The organism is Flavobacterium sp. ZE23DGlu08 (assembly GCF_030505335.1).
Taxonomy (GTDB): domain Bacteria; phylum Bacteroidota; class Bacteroidia; order Flavobacteriales; family Flavobacteriaceae; genus Flavobacterium; species Flavobacterium algoritolerans.
Genome location: NZ_CP130045.1, coordinates 1,573,066 through 1,594,435 on the forward strand (window position 1 = coordinate 1,573,066; position 21,370 = coordinate 1,594,435).

Genomic DNA, 21,370 nt, shown 5'->3' on the forward strand with positions numbered 1-21,370 from the left:
TTATGATTAAAGTAATAGTAGTCGGAAACGGCATGGTAGGTTACAAATTTTGCGAAAAATTCATTGCAAAATCAGGACATGAAGAATACCAAATCACCGTATTTGGAGAAGAGCCAAGACGCGCATACGACAGAGTTCACCTAAGTGAATACTTTGCAGGAAAAAGCGCTGACGACTTATCATTATCAACATCAAATTGGTATGAAGAGCATAACATTACCCTAAACACCTCCGAATTAATTACTGATATTAATAGAGAGCAAAAAACAATACATACACATCTAGAGAAAACACATACTTATGACTACTTAGTTTTAGCAACAGGTTCAGCCGCTTTTGTGCCACCCATAGAAGGAGTGGACAAAGAGGGTGTTTTTGTGTACAGAACCATTGAAGATCTGGATGCAATTATGGCTTACGCCAAAAAAATAAAACGAAATGGCGCTACCGAAGCTGCCGTTTTGGGTGGTGGATTATTAGGACTAGAAGCCGCGAAAGCAGTATATGACTTAGGACTGAATCCTCATGTAGTCGAATTTGCTCCTCGATTGATGCCAAGACAATTGGACAAAGGCGCCAGTGACATGCTGCAATCAAAAATCGAAGAACTTAACATTAGCATTCACCTTAACAAATCAACACAATATATTGCTGGAGAGCATGCTATCACAGGAATGATGTTTGAAGGAGATGATTTACTTAAAGTAGACATGCTGGTAATTTCCGCAGGAATAAAACCACGTGATGAACTAGGAAGAGTTTCAGGGCTGGAAGTGGGCGTACGAGGAGGAATTGTAGTAAACAACCAGATGCAATCTTCGGATCCTTTTATCTATGCGATAGGCGAAGTGGCACTTTACAACCACATGATTTACGGTCTTGTGGCTCCCGGATATGAAATGGCCGATGTTGCCGCTGAACAAATCCTGAAAGGAGCTAAAACAATGAGAGAAACCATCGACATGTCGACACAATTAAAATTAATTGGCGTTGAAGTGGCGAGTTTTGGAGATCCATTTATAGAAAATGAAGAAGTGACCGCCATTGTTTACGAAAACAAATTAAGCGGAATTTATAAAAGAATCAACGTTACTAAAGATTCCAAAACCTTATTGGGCGGGATTTTAGTTGGTGATTCCAGTGATTACAATGCATTGTTCCAAATTTACAACAATGCCATGCCGTTACCCAAAAACCCAGAAGATTTGATTCTTGGTTCGAGAGGCGGAGAAGCATCTTCTTTTGGAAGTGCAATGGATTTACCGGATACTGCTGTAATCTGCTCTTGTGAAAATGTAACCAAAGGCGCTATTTGCTGCTCTATTGTTGATGAAACTTGCGCTACTTTTGGAGATGTTGTCAAACACACTAAAGCAACAACAGGCTGTGGCGGATGCAAACCGATGGTTGTTGACTTAGTAAAAGAAACTCAAAAATCATTAGGAAAAGAAGTCAAAGATGTTATTTGCGAACACTTTGCCTACAACAGACAAGAATTATATGACATCGTAAAAATCAATAAATTCACGAACCACGACGAAGTGTTAGGAGTTGTAGGAAAAGGAGATGGATGTGAGGTTTGCAAACCTATTTTATCTTCAATATTTTCCAGTATTTACAATGATACTGCCAATAAACACATCACAGCACAGGATTCTAATGACAGATTCCTCGCGAATATTCAACGTAACGGAACCTACTCCGTAGTACCAAGAATTGCCGGTGGAGAAATTACTGCCGACAAACTTATCGTTATCGGTGAAGTGGCCAAAGAATACAATTTGTACACCAAAATTACCGGAGGGCAACGCATCGATTTATTTGGGGCCCAACTAAATGATTTACCAAAAATTTGGAAAACTCTAATTGACAATGGTTTCGAAAGCGGTCATGCGTATGGAAAATCACTGCGTACTGTAAAAAGCTGTGTGGGTAACGCTTGGTGTCGCTACGGAATGGACGAAAGTGCCGGTTTTGCTATCGAATTAGAAAACAGATACAAAGGACTTCGTTCGCCTCATAAAATAAAAGGTGGTGTTTCTGCCTGTATTCGCGAATGTGCAGAAGCCAGAGGAAAAGATTTCGGATTAATCGCAGTTGAAGGTGGCTGGAACTTATACATCTGCGGTAACGGTGGTGCAAATCCTAAACATGCCGTATTATTGGCCGAACAAATTGACAGAGAGACCTGCATCAAATACTTAGATCGTTTCTTGATGTTTTACATCCGTACAGCGGGTCCATTAGTGCGAACTTCTACTTGGCTGGAAAAACTGGAAGGCGGATTAGATTATCTAAAAGAAGTAGTTATCGATGACAGCCTGGGAATTGTAGAAGCATTAGAAACAGAAATGCAAGGCTTGGTAGACACTTTCGAATGTGAATGGAAACAAGCGATTGAAGATCCTGAAATGATGAAACGTTTTAGCCATTTCACTAATTCTGACGAAGCCGATGACAACATTGTTTTTGTTCCGTTAAGAGATCAAAAAATGCCTAAATCTTGGTAATCAGTCATTTTAAAATAAAAACAACTACTACATAATACACAACTAATTAACTGTTTTTAGCCTTTGATTCCTCTCCTTTGGAGAGGGCTGGGGTGAGGAAAATTAAAAGATTATTCAAATGGAAAACATTCTAAATCAATACGAAACCGTAAATTTAAACGAAGTAAAAGTATGGTTCAAGGCAGGAAAAACTGCTGATTTTCCCAGCAATGGTGGTGGCTGCATCAAATACAAAAACAAACAAATCGCCATTATAAAATTTGACCGAAGAAACGAATGGTACGCTTGCCAAAACTTATGTCCTCACAAAATGGAAATGGTACTTTCCAGAGGAATGATTGGTTCCGCTGATGATATTCCTAAAATTGCCTGTCCAATGCACAAGAAAACATTCTCCCTTGTAGACGGATCAAATTTGAATGGAGATGATTTAAAAATTGCCACCTATCCGGTAAAAATTGTTGAAAATGAGGTCTTCGTAGGCTTTTTGGAATAATTATGTATCTTTGATTTTTAACTTTTCAAATGACAACAACTCCATTTCAAAACGCCAGCGCATGGATTGATGCAGAAAATGCACAAGATCCAAATCACGAAATCTATCAATCCGTTTCTCATCCAAAGGAACTATTGTATTCTAACAGAATGTACGAAAGGCTTATGGATTTTTATCCAAATGCATCCGAAGCTGTTCAGATTGCTTCCAAAGCACAACACATCTGCCGATGGAAAGTAGCCCGGGAATCCTATCCAATGGACCGTGTGGGATATTTGAAATGGCGCGAAGATTTGAAAAAATTTCATGCTAAAACTACGGCTGCAATTTTAGAAAAAGCAGGTTATTCCGAAGAATTTATTGCACGGGTTTCTTTTTTAATCGAAAAAAAATTACTCAAAAAAGATGCTGAAACACAACTACTCGAGGATGTAATTTGTCTCGTGTTTCTGGAATATTATTTAGACCCTTTTGTACACAAACACGATAGAGAAAAACTGAAAAATATCATTCTGAAAACTTGGAATAAAATGTCCGAAAAAGGGCATCAGGAAGCACTAAAAATCAACTTTAGCACAACAAACTTTCAATTGATAAAAGAGGCTCTTGGATTGTAATTCGATTTCTTTATGAAAAACAAAGTGGCAACATCCATAGATACGATTTCATTCAAAAACTTAAGACGATTGTATTTATTCGCCTTATTGACGATTGCAATAACGGTACTATTGAGCCAACTTTTGATACAATACAACCTAAACAGTCAACGAAGCGATTCGCGAATAATCAACATTTCCGGAAAACAAAGAATGTTGAGCCAGAAATTGACAAAGGAGATTTTGATTCTGAATTTTGTAACAGACACTTCCAAAAGCAAGCAGAAAATCATCCGAATCAATGAAATAATCTCACTTTGGAAATTCAACCATAATGCGTTGGAAAAAGGAAATGACAACCTTGGTTTCCCAAAAGAAAAAAGCCCTGCACTCACTAAATTATTTGTAGCTATCAAACCCAATTTTGATACTATACTTAATGCCGCAACCCGACTTTTAGAAAACAAAAAATCACATACAAAAGAACAGGAGAATCAAAAATTAGTTCAAACTATTCTTGAAAACGAAAGTATTTTCCTTTCGAAAATGAATGAAATTGTTGGTGAATATGATAAAGAAGCCCTCGAAAAAGTAACGTTGCAAAGCAAAACGGAATATGCAATTTTACTGTTTACTCTCTTGGTTTTGCTATTGGAATTCATTTTTATTTTCAAACCAACCAACAAAAAAGTAGAGACACTTATTTTTAAACTTTTGTTCTCCGAAAAAAAGGCTTTGAAACTCGCCCACGATACCGAAATCATAAGCGAAATAAAAGAAAACTCCGTCAAAGAATTGAAATCGCTCAATTACGCCATGGAAAATACGTTGCTCTATTGCCGCGTTGCACCCGATGGAAAACTGATACACATTGGAGAAAAATTCTCTAAACTACTGCAATACAATCCCTTTATTTCTGATAAAACTTTCTCTCAAGTCGTAACTCCAATAGAGAAAGAACAAATCGGTATTGACCGGATTATTGCTGAAAAACAGCGAAGTGGCTGGCAAGGGGAAATCAACATTACCAATAGAAACGGGGAATCGATTTGGCTGGACTTATCAATGGTTCCAGTAACCATAAAAAAAGAAGAATCCGAATTATTAATTATCTGTTTTGATATTACTGAACGTAAAAAAGCAGAACAGGAAGTCGAGCGATTGAACACTGAAAATGTAACCGACAAAATCAATCAGCAGAAGGTTATTTCGAGTAAAATTGTCGAAAATCAGGAAAACGAACAAAATAGAATTGCACGAGAAATCCACGACGGAATTGGACAAATGCTCACCGGATTAAAATTCAGTTTGGAAAGCATTAATTTGGACGACAAAGAAAAAGCAGCCCAGAAAATTGAATACCTCAAAAAACTGTCTTTAGATATTATAAAAGGTGTTCGCACCGCCACATTCAACTTAATGCCACCGGAATTAAGCGACCACGGAATAAACTCTGCGCTTGCAAAACTTACTCAAGAATTATCAAAACTGACCGGAAAGAATATTCTTTTTTACAACAAAACTAATTTTGATAAACGCCTGGATTCTTTAATTGAAATAAACATTTACAGACTTACGCAGGAGGCCATAAACAATGCAATTAAGTATGCCGATTCTTCTCATATTATCGTACAACTTTCGCATAGTAATTCTATTTTGAGCATTACAATAGACGACAACGGAAAAGGTTTTGACATTGAAACGGCAGAAAAAAAGCGAAACAGCGAGTCTGGAATGGGATTGCTTTTTATGAAAGAAAGAATACAATATATTAATGGCCGTGTTTTCTTTAACTCCATTCCTGGTGAAGGAACCCGAATCACCTTCAATATTCCTATATAAAAGATAAATTTTAGAATTTGGACTTTATTTTTAAGAATTACGTATCTTAGCCTACTTTTTAGGTTTTTATACGTAAAAATTAGATTTTAAAATTAAGTAAATTATGAGTAATACTATTCGAGTTGTATTGGCAGATGACCATGTATTTGTGAGAGACGGAATCAAATCATTATTGGAAAACGAAGCAAATATAGAAGTTGTCGGTGAAGCGACCGACGGTCTCGAAGCATTGAAAACAGTAGAAAGCTGCAAACCTGACTTACTAATTTTAGACATTCGTATGCCTAATATGACAGGAATTGAAGTTGTTGAAAAACTACGAAGTCAAAATAATTTGGTAAAAATTGTTATGCTGTCCATGCATGAATCAGAGGAATACGTATTAAAATCAATTAAAGCCGGAGCCGATGGATACTTACTAAAAGGATCCAGTAAAGAAGAATTTCTTAAGGCATTACAGACTATTGCTAATGGAGGAAAATATTTCAGCGGCGATATTTCATCCATATTAATTGGACAACTGAACAACTCCACTTCTATTCAGGAACCAAAACCAATGCAGGACGAAGAGCAGTTGATTACCAAAAGAGAACGAGAAATTCTTAAACTTTTATTGTCAGGCAAAGGAAACAAAGAAATTGCCGAAGCTTTAGATATCAGCAAAAGAACTGCCGAAGTGCATCGTTTTAATTTGATGAAAAAATTAAAAGTCAAAAACTTAATGGAACTTTCCAATAAAGCCAACGAGTATTCCTTGATATAAGTACAATTCTAAAAACACTTATTTTTCAAGAATACGTATGCTGTTTTCTTTATTTGTTGTTTAAAACAATCCAAACTCCATATTTAAAAACTATTTCTGAGGCAATCTAAACTGTTTTTAACCCTAAAAAGAACGACTTGTTTGAGGATTTTACAATATATAGATTCAATTATGGCTATTTAGAAATAAATGCATCGAATTTTAAAATATTCACATAAATACGTATTTTTACGTATAATTTACTTAAATTAAGTAATAGTACTTATATTTGTAAAAAATATAGGTACGATGAAAACTTCAAACTCTTTATCCCAATCGCATAAAATTTTGTTTTTAAATACACTGGCATTCACAATATGTTTTGCTTGTTGGACTTTAAATGGTGTTTTGGTAACTTTCTTGGTAGACAACGGTATTTTCAAGTGGAGCGTTGTACAAGTGGGATGGCTTCTGGGAATCCCGATTCTTACGGGTTCCATTATGCGATTACCAATTGGTATTTTGACTGATAAATTTGGCGGAAAATATGTCTTCTCCATACTACTCCTTCTCTGCTCTATTCCCTTATTTCTACTGCCATTAGCGGATAGTTTTTTTATGTTTGCCCTTTTAAGCTTTTTGTTTGGTATGGTAGGAACAAGCTTTGCCGTTGGTATTGGCTATACTTCTATTTGGTATCCAAAAGAATGGCAAGGTAGAGCATTGGGGATTTTCGGAATAGGAAATGCAGGAGCCGCCATAACTACTTTTTTGGCACCTTCGTTATTAAATCATTTTTCAATTGAAGACCCGCAAAACGGTTGGAAATTATTGCCTGTTATATATGGTTTTGCTTTAGTCGTTATTGGGATATTTTTCTTGATTTTTGCCAAAAACAAAAAAATAGAGAACCATACCAAAACCGTTTCTCAAATGCTGCAATCCTTAAAAAGTGTGCGTGTTTGGCGATTTGGAGCCTATTACTTCTTGGTTTTTGGATGTTTCGTTGCCTATTCACAATGGTTGTTGCCTAACTTCATGAATGTATACCAAACGAGTCTTGTCATGGGTGGATTATTCGCCACGATGTTCAGCTTACCGTCTGGGGTGATTCGCGCTTTTGGAGGCTATTTATCAGATAAATTTGGTGCTCGAAAAGTGATGTATTGGGTATTGGGTTCCTCCGTAATCCTAAGCGCGTTGTTGATGATTCCAAAAATGGATATTACCACAACGGGACCCGGAGTTTTGGCCACCAAAAAAGGAACCGTCACAATGATTTCTGATTCGAAGGTGAAAATTGGTGATACTGACTTCGCCATTGCTCAAAAGACAATACAAACGCAGCAAAGTTCTATTTTTCCGGTTCGAACATCGTGGCAACAAGTTGTTGTGAGTCAGAATCAAGATGTCAAGAAAAAGGAATTGATTGCTAAAGGAATTACCCAAATTCGTTTTGATGCCAATATGTGGGTGTACTTAGTTTTGGTGATTCTGATTGGTATTTCCTGGGGAATTGGGAAAGCTGCCGTTTACAAACACATTCCAGAATATTTCCCGACAGAAGTTGGCGTTGTAGGTGGAATGGTAGGAATGATTGGTGGATTAGGCGGTTTCTTTGGACCAATTATCTTCAGCTATTTATTGACAGCCACCGGCATTTGGTCCAGCTCTTGGATATTCATCCTGTTATTTTCAGCTATTTGTTTGATTTGGATGCACTATACAGTAACGAAAATCATGAATGAAAAACAACCTACGCTATCCCGAGAAATGGAGCGCAAAAAATAAAAATATACTTTTTTGAATGGGTTATTTGGGTTAAAGAAATTGTTATTCATACACTAATTCCCTATTATACAGTAGAGACACACTGCAGTGCGTCTCTACATTTCGATTCCTCTAGAAAGTTTTTACTTCATACACAGATATAAGACTAATTTTCCTATTACGGTTTATGTCTTGTGTAGAAGCTAAAAAAAGTATTCAACCGCAGATTCACAGATTTTATGTTTGTGATTTGCGGTTTTTGTTTCTAATTAAATGTGCCAAATCAACCACGACTTGGCGAATTAACGATCATTGATTTAATTGCATTTACAAGACATTTTAAATTTAAGTGTATATTTGAGATTGATGATAAATACTACGATCTAAAAACCCAATTAACCTGTTTATCGTATCGTAGAGACGCACTGCAGTCTCTAGGTGCGTCTCTACAATGCGGTTATGTCGTACGTCTTTACAATGTCCCCTGTTTAAATATATACCCAACAAAAATCCCCGTAACGTTTTAACATTACAGGGATTTTTCACTCAAAAAAATTAAATAAAACTAACTTTTATACACCATTCCCATATCTTCGATGGAGAATTTATCGGTTAAGAGGTGTAATAATTTATCTCTTAGCTCAATATATTCGGGCATTTTTACGATTTCGATTTTGTTTCTGGGTCTTGGCAAATGTACTTCTACAATTTCCCTGATAGTTGAAGCCGGGCCGTTATTCAACACTACAATTCTATCGGATAGGAATAATGCTTCTTCGATATCGTGCGTAATCATAACGATGGTTTTCTCTCGGTTGTTTAAATTCCATAATTTCAACACTTCCAGTTGCATCGAACCTTTGGTTAAGGCATCCAAAGCGCCAAAGGGTTCATCTAATAACAACACGCCAGGATTAATAGCAAAAGCTCTGGCAATAGCAACTCTTTGCTTCATTCCACCCGATAATTGTCCCGGTAATTTATCTTTATGTTCGTATAAATTGACCATTTTTAGGTTTTTTTCTACGATTTCCAATTTCTCTTTTTTGGAGCAATCCATAACGGAATCTACGGCTTGAAAAATGTTTTGTTCGACAGTCATCCAAGGCAAAAGGGAATAATTTTGAAAAACGATCCCGCGATCCGGTCCCGGTCCTTTTATTTTTTTATTGTCTAATGCTACTGTTCCTCCAGTTGGCGTAAGCATTCCTCCTATCGCATTCATAATAGTCGATTTTCCACAACCGGAATGTCCAATGATGGAGATAATTTCCCCTTTTTTGATGGACAGATTGATATCTCTTACAGCAATATATTTTCCTTTTGGTGTTGGAAACGAAATTTCCAAATCTTTGATTTCTAAATAACTCATGATTTCTTTATTTAATGATTTGAAGATTGGCTCTAAAAATCGATGTTATTTTATAGTGAATTCTTTATGTATCGGGTTTGTGTGAGTGATGGCAGTGGAGCTCTTTTTTGAGCCGATTTTTTTCGGCTTAAAAAAAGCGGGAACGTACAGCACGACCCAAAGTTGCGAGGCGACAGACGAAGCAATCTGAAGGGGCACGCCCAAAAGAAAAACTTCCTGATTTTAAAACTACGCTTTGTAAGCTACTTTATTTTCGATAAAAGTGAAGATTCTGTCAAAAAGCAATCCTACAATCCCGATGATAATAATGGCCGAAATTACTTTTTCGAGGCTTAGCGCATTCCAGCTGTCCCATACAAAAAACCCGATTCCTGCGCCACCAGACAACATTTCGCCCGCTACAATTACCAACCAAGCAACGCTAATACTCAATCGCAATCCGGTAATGATGTGTGGTAAACTGTATGGAATTAAGATTTTGGTGAGGTATCTCATCTTGGAAAAACCAAAAGCTTTGGCCACATTTTTATGATCTTGCGGAATCGAAGCCACTCCAAAAGAAGTGTTTATCAACGTGGACCATAATGAGGTGATGAATACGATAAATATGGTTGCCATTCCGGTATCTTTGAAAACTACCAAGCCAATTGGGAACCAAGCCAGCGGCGAAACTGGCTTGAGCAATTGAACGATTGGATAAAAAATTTGTTTGCAAATAGTGCTTGCTCCCATTAAAATCCCGATTGGAATTGCGATTAAAGAACCCAACAAAAACCCGGAAAGTACTGTTTTGATAGAGCTGAATAATTGCAATCCAATTCCTTTGTCATTTGGTCCGTAATCATAAAACGGATCACTTAACATTTCTTTTAAAACGGTCAAAGTAGCCAATGGTCCAGGAAGCGCGTCTTGAGTAAAATAACTCAATACGCTCCAAAAGCCTCCAAAAATAACCAAACCAATTCCGGCAAAAAAGCCTGATTTTGATTTTTCAAGTAGTGTATTTACGGCTAATTTGAGTTTATAATTTTCTGCTGCGACACTTTTTTTGCTTTCTGTCGCCACATTGATGGATGAATCTAATGCATCAATAGTTAGTGTGTTTTTATCAGACATGGTTCTAAAATTTAGTTTAATAATTCATTTATCTTTTTACAACTTTCAAATAAGCCGCAGGATTTGCAGGGTCAAAAACCGTTTTATCCATAGTAAGCGCAAATGGTTTCATATCGTCATTTGGCACTTTAATCTTCATGCTCGCCGCTACTTCTTTATACAAATCATCCAAAATTAATTTATCAGCAATGGCAGCATAATTTGGTGCTTCTTTCAAATATCCAAATCTAACAAACTGTGCCATCGCCCATATTGCGTGCGATTTACGAGGAAAGTTTACCATGCCACCTTTGTGAAACAACATATAATCTTTGGCATATACTTGTGTTCCTTGGTTGCAACCCAAATCATAATTTCCCATCAATCTGTTCTCGATTACATCAGCCGGAGCGTTCACGTAAGGTGCTCTACCGATAATCGCCGCTGCTTTTTTACGATTTACAGGATTGTCTAACCAAATGCAGGCTTCCATAACGGCTTTCATTACTTTAACTAAATCGGCTTTGCGTTTGGCACTAAAATCTTTGTTTACCACCAAAGCTTTTTCCGGGTGATCTTTCCAAATATCCTGAGAAGCCACTTGTGTAAATCCAATTCCTTGTTTTACCGCAACACCGCCCCAAGGTTCACCTACACAAAATCCATCCATCTTACCCACTTTCATATTGGCAACCATTTGAGGCGGTGGAATTGTAATGATTTTTACTGCTTTTTGATTCAAACCAGCAATTGACATCCAGTTGCGCAACCATAAATCGTGTGTTCCTCCAGGAAATGTCATCGCAAAAGTCACTTCTTTTTCGGCTTTTAATTTGGCTGCAACAACCGGAGTCACTTTATTCATTTGTTTGAATCCTACTTTTCCACAAAAATCTTTTGAAAGTGTAATCGCTTGTCCGTTTACATTCAACATCATTGCAATTTTCATTTCGGAACCTGCTTTTCCACCTACTCCAGTGTATACTGAAAATGGCATGGAATACAAACAATGTGCTCCGTCTAATTCTCCTGTTAGGATTTTGTCACGAACATTTGCCCAAGACGATTCTTTGGTTACCACAACCTCAACACCGTATTTCTTGAACAAACCCAATTCCTTTGCCATAACTATTGGCGAGCAATCCGTAAGTGGTATAAATCCTAATCGCACCGGATCATTTTGGGCGGTTATTGTTGTAAAAGCCGAGCTAAATACTACTAAAACCATCAATAGTATGGTTTGGAAAGTCCTTCTTATTTGTTGATTTGATTTTTTCATTTTAAAAAGATTTAAAAGTTATTTTTTTATTTTTTAGCTAAAAAATTAGGTTTAACATTGACCATCACATACGCAAATTGCGGGCTTAAATCTGGTGTTGTAACATTTTTAACCGCTGCAGAAGCCATAGAATTTGTCGCTTTCATGATAGAATAACCCGCTTCAATATTGATCATTTTGGTTAAATTGTATTTCACTAACAAATCCACTTCGGTTCCTAAATAATAACTTAATTCTCCTCCGGCTCCGTTAGATAATTTATCCGCAGCTTGAAAACCATGAACATCTAAAAAGAGACTCAAATTATCTTTTACATTGTATTTCACTTTGAAGAAATAGTTTAGCAATCCTTGTTTTCCAAAGCCATTCGCCGCATAGAAATAATCCATGCTTCCCCAGAATTTATGTGGTGTTCCGTAAAGCGGATCAAAACGATTATTATCTGACGTTGCCGTTACTGTTTTTGTACCGTCATCACCCGATAAATAATCGATTCCGGGACCTACAAATAATTTTCTTCCCACTTGTAAAGTTGAAGTAATCGAAGCAAGATTAGCACTTATAGAGCGACCGTCTTTGTCCTTTCCGCCTTGGTGGTAAAGACTTCCCGTAAGATTCAGTTTTCTGGTAATGGCGGAATTAAAATAAAATCCGGTTGTATTGCGGCTCCAAACTCCTTCTCCATATACTTTGGTAGTTACCGCCGGAGTTCCTGAAGTTACATTCGTGTATTTATTGAAATCATCTTTGAAGAACAGAAAAGACACGTCTCCAAAGAAGAATTTTCGACCTAAATACGCATACTGAAAGGATTTATACATCGTTCCAATTCCGTTTGTACCAGCACTATAAGCAGGATTTGTCCCGTTATAAATGGTGCTTGTGTTTAGTTCTTTATTTTGGTTAAAAGCAGCTCCAACATCGGCAATCCAACCTTTATTTGCAAACTTAAAAACAACAGCATCGTGTCTTCTTCCTTGTTGCAACCAGTCTAAACCGCCCAATACTTTTTGGTCATCATACGAGATTTCCTGGCGTCCAAACTTAACAGATAGATTTTGGATTTTACTAATCGTATCATTCAACATAATCTCTCCCCAAGCTTCATGCAATAAAATTCCGTTATTCGCTTCAGTAGTTGTTCTGTTTATAGTTGAAGCATCTTGACCCCAAACGCGTACGTCTTGCAAAGCCATAAATACTTTAAAACGATACCCTGTATATCCTATATTTAATCGCGCTCTTTGAGAAGTAAACAAACCTGCTTTATCATCTTCTTTCTGCAACGTTCCTTGTCCTGCTCTAAGTTCTGTTCTTTCTCTTACTTGTCCTGTTGCTGTTAATTGCGCTTTGGTTTCGTTATAACTTAAAAATGTTAAAGCAATGCCTAAGAAAATAGATTTCGAAAGAGTTCTACTTGACATTTTTTCTTTGCTTAATCCTTGAATACGTAATGATGTGATTTTAATCTTTTGCATAATCATCTGTTTTAATTAGTATGAAGCAAATTTACGTAAGTATAAATACTTACGTATAATATAAAAAACAGCTGTAAATAGCTTTTTAATACCAGAAAAAAAGTAGTTATGTCAGTTTAATTTCTGCCTTTTAGCAGTAAATAGCAACAAACGCAGCAATAGCTTGAGGTTAGCTGAATTGAATACGTAGAAAAGGAAGTGTAAACTTCTGGGATTTTCTGGAGAGGCATTTTGATAATTGACTTTTAAAGACTTTCGATGTCAATTAAATGGGAAATGAGTGGTGAATCTAATCTGAAATTGAACACTAAAAGTATTTGTGTTCTTTTATTTCAGATTTTAATTTGTCTGTGTTGACCAATCCTATTTTCTTACCGATGGTTGTTATAAGGACTTCTTTCTTTAAACTTGAAATCACTCTAATTACCTGCTCATCAGTAGTTCCTGCAAAATCGGCAATTTCTTTTCTGGATAAATCCAAATCGATAACACCGTTCAACTGACCGAATTTTTTATGAATATACAATAAGGTATCAATGACTCTTTCCCTTACGTTCATTTGGGCAATTTTTCGAATGTTATTCTCGCTTTTATTCAATTCTTCTGCGTAGAACAACATTAAATCAAAGGTGAATTCGGGAACATTATGAAGTATTTCCAGCATATCTTCATTACTGAAATTACACAACATCGTATCTTCTAAAGCGTACGCTCCAATGTGGTAGCGCTTGCTCGTACCGAAGCCTCTAAAACCAACTGTATCGCCATCTTTAGTCAAACGTACAATTTGTTCTCTGCCGTGAATGCCTGTTTTTACAGTCTTTACTTTTCCTTTGTAAATAAAATACAAGCCTTGGATTGGCGCTCCTTCAATTATAAATTGTTGCGATTTTTTACAAGTGAAACTTCGATTTTTATCAATGTACTTTTTCATTTGTTCTAAATGAAGGTGCTTTTTTATGAAACAATTTTCATTTACGCAACTGGTACAAGTGGCTAATTCTTCTTTCATACGTAGCTAAAATTTAAAAATCGTTTACAAAATGATGGGATGCATTCATTTATTTTAACCAAAAATATAAAATAATATTCATTTAATACGTATTAATACGTAAAAATACTTATTTTTACATTTCAATATCTTAGTTAGCGCTCAAATACAGGCTTTCATTATTAATAAAGAAATTCGATAATGCAAAATTCAGAAATCAAAACTACGTGTTCCTATTGTGGAGTAGGATGCGGAATTATAGTAACCAATGATTCTAAAAATGGAGTATCGGTAACTGGCGACAAAAACCATCCTGTCAATAAAGGAATGTTATGTTCCAAAGGGATGAACTTGCATTATGTAGTCAATGACACTTCTGACCGAATCCTATATCCGGAAATGCGATGGAGCAAATCACATCCTATGGAACGTGTGAGCTGGGATACCGCTTTAGAACGTGCAGCGGCAGTTTTTACCTCCATCATAAAAAAACATGGCCCTGATAGCGTTGGATTTTATATTTCCGGACAATGTCTTACTGAAGAGTATTATTTGGTAAACAAGCTCGTAAAAGGATTTCTGAAGACCAATAATATAGACACCAACTCTCGCTTGTGTATGAGTTCAGCTGTGGTGGGTTACAAAAAAACATTTGGTGAAGATGCCGTTCCTATCGCTTACGACGATATTGAACTCGCCGATACCTTTTTGATAACAGGAGCCAATCCTGCTTGGTGTCACCCAATTCTTTTTAGACGTATCGAACAACACAAAGAAAAGAATCCAAAAGTAAAAATCATTGTAATTGATCCCCGAAAAACAGACTCGGCCTTAAACGCCGACTTGCATTTACAAATCATTCCGGGGACTGATATTATTTTATACCATGCTTTGGCCAAAAGGCTAATCGAACAAGGATATGCCGACACTGATTTCATCAAAAACCACACTGAAAATTTCAAACTATATAAAGATTTAGTTCTTGCAAGCTCGCTAGAGAAAGCATCAAAACTTTGCGGAATACCCGTAAACGATATCAAACTAGCCGCTGATATCATTGGCAAAGCCAAAGGATTCCTTTCGCTTTGGGCAATGGGACTCAACCAAAGTGCTATTGGCGTAGACAAAAACACCGCTTTACTCAACCTTTCTTTACTCACCGGACAAGTAGGAAAACCGGGCTCTGGGCCTTTTTCATTGACGGGTCAACCCAATGCTATGGGTGGTCGTGAAGTGGGCGGAATGGCAAATTTACTAGCTGTTCATAAAGAATTGAACAATCCTGTTCACCGAAAAGAAGTTGCTGATTTTTGGGGAGTGGAAGACATCTCCGAAAAACCGGGATTAACGGCAACAGAAATGTTTGACGCCTTAGAATCTGGAAAAATGAAGGCGATTTGGGTTATTTGCACCAATCCGTTGGTGAGTTTACCCGATTCCCGACGCGTCGAAAAAGCATTGGCTAATGCCAAATTTGTGGTAGTTCAAGAGATTTCCCATAATGCCGATACCTCAAAATTTGCCGATTTATTATTACCCGCTGCGGGCTGGTTAGAAAAAGAAGGTACGATGACAAATTCGGAAAGACGAATTTCCTATTTACCAAAAGGCATCAATGCTCCGGGAGAAGCACTTCCCGATGTGGAAATCCTGACTCGCTTTGCTAAAAAAATGAATTTTAGCGGCTTTAATTTCAACACCACCGAAGACATTTACAAGGAATATTGCCTGATGACAAAAAACACCAGCATTGACATTTCCTTTTTAAATTATAATCGATTAAAAAACGAAGGCACTTTTCAATGGCCGGTTCCCGATTATGGACATCCAGGAACGCCTCGTTTATTTACTGATAAAAAATTCTATACGCCTTCGCAAAAAGCAATTTTTAATCTGCCGACAGCGATTGAAAACACCTCCGAACAACCCAGCAATCAGTTTCCGTTTATTTTAACAACGGGACGCATTCGAGACCAATGGCATACGATGACCAAAACGGGAAAAGTATCCCGATTGATGACGCATATCCCAAGTCCGATGCTGGAAATAAATCCTATTGACGCCTACAAAGCAACCATAAAAAGCGGCGATATTGTAGTAGTGACGAGCAAAAATGGGACTGTTCGCGTAAAAGCAAAAGTATCTGATTCGATTAGAGAAGGCGTGCTTTTCTTGCCCATGCACTGGGGAAAACAACTGGAAAATGATTTGAACAGAACCAACAATTTGACCAACACCGTTGTTGACCCAACCTCGAAAGAACCTGATTTTAAGTTCACCACCGTTTCTGTTGCCAAATATGTGAAACCTTTTGAGAAAATAGCAGTCGTTGGAGCTGGAGCAGCCGCTTTCCGATTCATTCAGAACTATAGAGAAATCAATACTTCGGATGAAATTATCGTGTTTTCGAATGAAGAAAATCCTTTCTATAACCGCGTTTTATTGCCGGAATATGTAACGGCAGAACTTTCGTGGGAGCAGCTTTTAAAAATCAAAGACGAAGCCTTGAGCAAGCTCAATATCACGATGAAATCGAATGTGTCAATTGATACCATCAACACTAAAGAAAATACAATTCTGGACAGTGATGGCATCGTTCATTCTTTTGATTCCTTGATATTGGCAACCGGAAGCCGACCTTTTATTCCTGAAAATGCGCAATTGCATTTGCCGGGACGCTTCACCATCAGAAAAAAAGAAGATGCGGACCGATTGAAAAACTATCTGGATGATACTAATTTGCCTCCCGAAGAGCAACATGTTGTTATTGTAGGCGGTGGTTTATTAGGATTGGAATTGGCCGCAGCCTTGAAACATAAAAAAGTAAAAATTACGATAATTCAAAGGGCTTCCCGATTAATGGAACGTCAATTAGACCGAATCTCCAGTAAATTACTGGCTGAAGAAGTACAGCTTCGGGACATTCAAATTTATTTTGACAATGAAGTCAGCACCGTATTCGAAACTGAAAATCCGAACGAAATTGAAATCGCTCTCAAAAGTGGTCGAATCATTACAGCCAATGCCATCGTGTACACCATTGGAACCATCCCAAATATAGAATTAGCCAAAGAATCAGGGATTTCCTGCGGACGTGGCGTAAAAGTAAATCAGTATTTACAATCGTCGAATCCAAATATTTTTGCCATTGGCGAAATAGCCGAATTCAACAATCAGTTATTCGGAATCACCTCAGCTGCTGAAGAACAAGCGGATGTTTTGGCTAATTTTATGGCCGGCGACATCAGCAGTTTTTATAAAGGTTCGGTTTTAATGAACATTCTGAAACTCGAAGACATCAATTTATGCAGCATTGGAGAAATTGAAATTCCAGAGAATGATGATTCCTACGAAGAAATTGTGTTTTCTGATTTGGGAAAAAGATACTATAAAAAGTGTATCGTCAAAAACGATTTGCTGGTAGGCGCCATTTTGATGGGCGATAAAAATGAGTTTGCCGAATTCAAAACCATGATTGAAAGCAAAATTGAATTATCGGACAAGAGAAATACATTGCTGAGAGGAAGTTCGAATGCGAAACCCGTTTTAGGAAAACTTGTTTGCTCTTGCAGCCAAGTGGGAAGCGGCAATATTGAAGAAGCCATAAAAAGCGGTGTGACTAATTTTACCGAATTATGCAAAACCACCGGTGCCGGACTGGGCTGTGGAAGTTGTAAAACCGAAGTAAAAGAAATTTTAGCAAAAAATAAATAATAGTGGTCAGTGATCGGTGGTCAGTTTACAGTCAGTAACTGAACACTAATTACTGAATACTGAACACTAAATAAACATGGAATTGACAAGACTAATAGTAAAAGGAGGCGTGATTTCACCAGGTGAATTGCGAGAAATTGTAAATATGGGTTTAGAACAAGGGCTGGATTCCATCTCCTTTGGTTCTCGACAAGATATTATATTTCCAAAAGATTTTACGGCGGTAGATAAGGAAAAAGTAGGTAAAAATCTTTTTGTACATCCCAATGAAAAAAGCGGAAATAACATTGTTTCGTCCTATGTTTCCACCGATATTTTTAGGAATACACCTTGGCTTACGGGAAATAAATTTTTATATATTTTAGAACAATTCAAGGAACATCCCAAGCTAAAAGTTAATATCACCGACCCAAAACAACAGTTGGTTCCTTTGTTTACGGGACACATCAACTTCATTGCTTCGGATCACGAGGACTACTGGTTTCTATACATTCGTTTGCCAAAATGGGACAAAATGGAAATGTATCCCGTACTGATTTACAGCTGGAATATTGCTGAAATATATTATGAAATTGAAAAGAAACTTATTGAAGAACCGGATTCTGTTGAGATGATTTTTCAATTGGTCAGCGATGCTTTGGACACCAATAATAGAACCATAGACAAGCCCTTGAACATTCCTTTTTACCCATTTCCATATTACGAAGGCATGAACCGATTGGGAATTGATCAATATTGGCTGGGTTTGTATTGGAGAAATAACCTCTATGATTTAGATTTTCTGAAAGAAATGTGCGATTTATGTTTTGATTGTAAAATTGGTAAAATATGCATCACGCCTTGGAAATCTTTTATCATAAAAGGGATTCCAAAAGACAGAAAATTAGACTGGGAAAAATTCCTGGGCAAAAAAGGAATTAATGTGCGTCACTCCTTATTGGAACTCAACTGGCATTTACCCGTTGCGATGGAATGGGCGTTGAATCTCAAAACTTTTCTGGTTCGAACGCTGGATCAATTTGACATCAGTACGTACGGACTTACTTTTGGAATATCAGAATACAACCGAGACGGACATTATTTCACTTCGATTGTAGTAGAAAAAAATGAGTTGCCAAAAGACTTGGAATCCATCAAAATTAGAGACACCTATAATGTTTTGTATGCCAAAAATTTTGACCCCAATACCAAAGAATATATTGTTCATGCGCAAGATGTTGACAAACTAGAATTGCCAACCATTTTGATTGAATTGAGCAGGAAATATTTTGATGAATTAGGAAATCAAATTGCTGAAGTCCCTGCAAAAGCAGCCAAAAAAGAGACCACAACACAAGATATTCATCAATGTCCAGAGTGCTTGACTTTATACAATTCAGAATACGGCGATGTTATTCAAGGCATTGAAAAAGGAGTTTTATTCAAAGATTTACCGGAGGATTACTGCTGTTCTTTATGTGAATCTCCAAAAATAAACTTTGTCGTATTAGCCGGAGAAAAACTGGGCACTTTGTAAAAAGCCATTTGTAAAAATAAATAACGCATCTAATGAACACTACTTTCAAAACGGTAAGTTCCTCACATATCACCATTTCAGAATTAATGCTGCCTTCGCACACTAATTTTAGTGGTAAAATTCACGGAGGTTACATTTTATCCTTACTCGATCAAATTGCTTTTGCCTGTGCTTCCAGATTTTCAGGGAATTATTGCGTAACGGCTTCTGTAGATACAGTGAATTTCTTGAAACCTATTGAAGTGGGCGAATTGGTGACCATGAAAGCCAGCGTAAATTATGTGGGAACGAGTTCTATGATTATTGGCATTCGAGTAGAAGCCGAGAATATTCAAACCGGAGTCGTAAAACATTGTAATTCGTCTTATTTCACGATGGTTTCCAAAGACAAAGAAGGAAAAAATGCTCCTGTTCCAGGATTAATTTTAACCAATCTAAAAGAAGTGAGCAGGTTTCAAAACTGCGTGAAACAAATCGCTTTGAAAAAAGAAAGAGAATACCAAAGAAGCATTGCGACTTTTGGATCTATTGAAACTATTTTGAGTTTAAATCAGTATAATGTGAAGGTGGAATTGCAGTAATAATTAATGATTATTAAAATAAAACTGCAACTTCCCTCAATGTTGTATGGTATCGTTATCCTATACAATTTATAAATAATCCTGTCGGATGGGTGTAAAAACATCAACTACCTGACCAGCTTCAATAATTTCAATAGAATGTTCCACATTGGCAGGAATCGAATAAGTATCTCCTTCAGATAATAAAAATTCTTCTTCAGAGAATTTCAATTTGTATTTCCCGGAAATAACATAACCGCTCTGTTCGTTAGGATGTTTATGAAAAGGAACAAAATCAGTTGACTTATACAGCATTTTTGTAACCATGGAGTCTTTACCAATGGAAAGAACGACAAAATCAACTCCTAAAAATTGTTTTGGGGTAGCATTTTCTTTTTTTACTATATTTTTCATATTCTCTACAATTGATTGTTTAAATTTAATTCCATTTGGATATTACAGCGTTTGTAAGGTGTGGCTAGCCCAGCTACTTTCTGGAAGCCTAACTTATGATATAGATTTATTGCGGGTTTCAGAATGGTATTACTTTCCAAATATAATTTGGAAGCACCCAATTGCTTCGCAGCATCAACAACAGCTTGACCAAGCAATCCTCCGATGTTTTTGCCTTGTGCATTTGGTGAAACTGCCATTTTTGCCATTTCAAAATCATAGTTGGCATCATTCATTTTAATGAGTGCGCAAACTCCAACTGGTTCATTATTGTATAACGCAACGAAAATCTTCCCGCCTTTGTCCAGAATATATTCTTTTGGATTATCCAAAGCTTTATAATCGGCTTCTTCCATTTCAAAGTAAGTGGAAATCCATTCTTCGTTCAGCGATTTAAAAGCGGACTGATATTGGGGAGTGTATTCCACAATCTGGACGTTTTTACTTTCACGCAGTTTTTTTTGCTCCTGTACTCGTCTAAACAACGACTTTTGTTCAAACAAAAATTCCCATTCTTCAATTGCTTCCCAAAGGTTGTGTGTGGCTTCCGTTATAATGCCTTCAATTGCGGCATCTACATCAGTACATTGCACCTTGATTTTTTCCGAAAGCACTGTTCCTTTTTGGGTTAACCCCACGAGAGTCCTGCGTTTATCCTTTGATTTTAGATTTTCCTGAACCAATCCGGAAACCGTCATTTCTTGAATGATTTTAGTAACCGATGGTTGAGAATGTCCTATTTCATTAGCGATTTCGGTAATGGTCTTTTCGCCCTCTTCTGAAAGGACAAAGAACACGGGAAACCATTTTGGAGAAAACTCCACTTGGTATAATTCATAAATTTGGGCTGCGTTTTCGGTTACTGTAGCGGTCAGTAAACGTAACCGACTACCCAAAGCCATTTTTCCTGTTTTTTCGAATATTTTCATGTTGTATAATTAATTACATAACTAGTT

The 21,370-nt window shown here is 36.9% G+C and carries 16 protein-coding genes; 9 read left to right on the plus strand and 7 right to left on the minus strand.

From position 1 onward, the window contains the following. Positions 1–2: 2 nt before the first annotated feature. The 6 genes from nirB to Q1W72_RS06935 all read left to right on the plus strand — a co-directional run bounded on the left by nirB (position 3) and on the right by Q1W72_RS06935 (position 7,977). Positions 3–2,510, plus strand: coding sequence for a nitrite reductase large subunit NirB (gene nirB / locus Q1W72_RS06910; RefSeq protein ID WP_302137730.1), 2,508 nt, complete (start codon positions 3–5; stop codon positions 2,508–2,510). A 118-nt stretch (positions 2,511–2,628) separates the two neighbouring features. Beyond that, positions 2,629–3,006: a nitrite reductase small subunit NirD gene (gene nirD, locus Q1W72_RS06915; protein ID WP_099713640.1), complete on the plus strand. Its 378-nt coding sequence runs from the start codon at positions 2,629–2,631 to the stop codon at positions 3,004–3,006. A gap of 29 nt (positions 3,007–3,035) precedes the next feature. Next, on the plus strand, positions 3,036–3,623 hold the full coding sequence (locus Q1W72_RS06920; protein ID WP_099713641.1) for a DUF4202 domain-containing protein: 588 nt from the start codon (positions 3,036–3,038) through the stop codon (positions 3,621–3,623). Positions 3,624–3,635: 12 nt separating this feature from the next. After that, positions 3,636–5,444 (plus strand): ATP-binding protein, encoded by a 1,809-nt coding sequence (locus Q1W72_RS06925; protein ID WP_302137731.1) that lies wholly within the window; start codon positions 3,636–3,638, stop codon positions 5,442–5,444. A gap of 103 nt (positions 5,445–5,547) precedes the next feature. Next, the gene (locus Q1W72_RS06930; protein WP_302137732.1) at positions 5,548–6,207 is read left to right on the plus strand and encodes a response regulator transcription factor; all 660 of its coding nucleotides are present in this window, start codon (positions 5,548–5,550) and stop codon (positions 6,205–6,207) included. 288 nt (positions 6,208–6,495) lie between these two features. Next, positions 6,496–7,977: a nitrate/nitrite transporter gene (locus Q1W72_RS06935; protein WP_302137733.1), complete on the plus strand. Its 1,482-nt coding sequence runs from the start codon at positions 6,496–6,498 to the stop codon at positions 7,975–7,977. Positions 7,978–8,521: 544 nt separating this feature from the next. Here the strand turns inward: Q1W72_RS06935 and Q1W72_RS06940 are convergent. The 5 genes from Q1W72_RS06940 to Q1W72_RS06960 form a co-directional block, all read right to left on the minus strand. Next, complete coding sequence (locus tag Q1W72_RS06940) at positions 8,522–9,328, minus strand: ABC transporter ATP-binding protein (protein ID WP_099713645.1); 807 nt, start codon at positions 9,326–9,328, stop codon at positions 8,522–8,524. A gap of 228 nt (positions 9,329–9,556) precedes the next feature. Continuing rightward, a complete protein-coding gene (gene ntrB, locus Q1W72_RS06945) occupies positions 9,557–10,444 on the minus strand; it encodes a nitrate ABC transporter permease (protein ID WP_302137734.1) in 888 nt (295 codons plus the stop codon). A 28-nt stretch (positions 10,445–10,472) separates the two neighbouring features. Continuing rightward, complete coding sequence (locus tag Q1W72_RS06950; RefSeq protein ID WP_302137735.1) at positions 10,473–11,702, minus strand: CmpA/NrtA family ABC transporter substrate-binding protein; 1,230 nt, start codon at positions 11,700–11,702, stop codon at positions 10,473–10,475. A 26-nt stretch (positions 11,703–11,728) separates the two neighbouring features. After that, positions 11,729–13,180, minus strand: coding sequence for an alginate export family protein (locus tag Q1W72_RS06955; protein WP_302137736.1), 1,452 nt, complete (start codon positions 13,178–13,180; stop codon positions 11,729–11,731). Between the two features lie 307 nt (positions 13,181–13,487). Beyond that, on the minus strand, positions 13,488–14,192 hold the full coding sequence (locus Q1W72_RS06960) for a Crp/Fnr family transcriptional regulator (protein WP_302137737.1): 705 nt from the start codon (positions 14,190–14,192) through the stop codon (positions 13,488–13,490). A gap of 180 nt (positions 14,193–14,372) precedes the next feature. On the opposite strand from Q1W72_RS06960, the gene Q1W72_RS06965 reads away from it, so the two are divergent. From Q1W72_RS06965 to Q1W72_RS06975, 3 genes are all read left to right on the plus strand, one after another. Then, positions 14,373–17,885 carry a nitrate reductase gene (locus Q1W72_RS06965; protein ID WP_302137738.1) on the plus strand — a complete coding sequence of 1,171 codons (3,513 nt, stop codon included), beginning with the start codon at positions 14,373–14,375 and terminating at the stop codon, positions 17,883–17,885. 76 nt (positions 17,886–17,961) lie between these two features. Continuing rightward, a complete protein-coding gene (locus tag Q1W72_RS06970; protein WP_302137739.1) occupies positions 17,962–19,401 on the plus strand; it encodes a rubredoxin in 1,440 nt (479 codons plus the stop codon). Between the two features lie 32 nt (positions 19,402–19,433). After that, the gene (locus tag Q1W72_RS06975; protein ID WP_099713651.1) at positions 19,434–19,982 is read left to right on the plus strand and encodes an acyl-CoA thioesterase; all 549 of its coding nucleotides are present in this window, start codon (positions 19,434–19,436) and stop codon (positions 19,980–19,982) included. A gap of 69 nt (positions 19,983–20,051) precedes the next feature. Here the strand turns inward: Q1W72_RS06975 and Q1W72_RS06980 are convergent, their stop codons facing one another. Continuing rightward, positions 20,052–20,375, minus strand: a complete 324-nt coding sequence (locus Q1W72_RS06980) for a cupin domain-containing protein (RefSeq protein ID WP_099713652.1) — start codon at positions 20,373–20,375, stop codon at positions 20,052–20,054. A gap of 5 nt (positions 20,376–20,380) precedes the next feature. After that, entirely contained in the window at positions 20,381–21,343 is a 963-nt protein-coding gene (locus Q1W72_RS06985; RefSeq protein WP_099713653.1) for a helix-turn-helix domain-containing GNAT family N-acetyltransferase, read from the minus strand. Positions 21,344–21,370 lie beyond the last annotated feature (27 nt).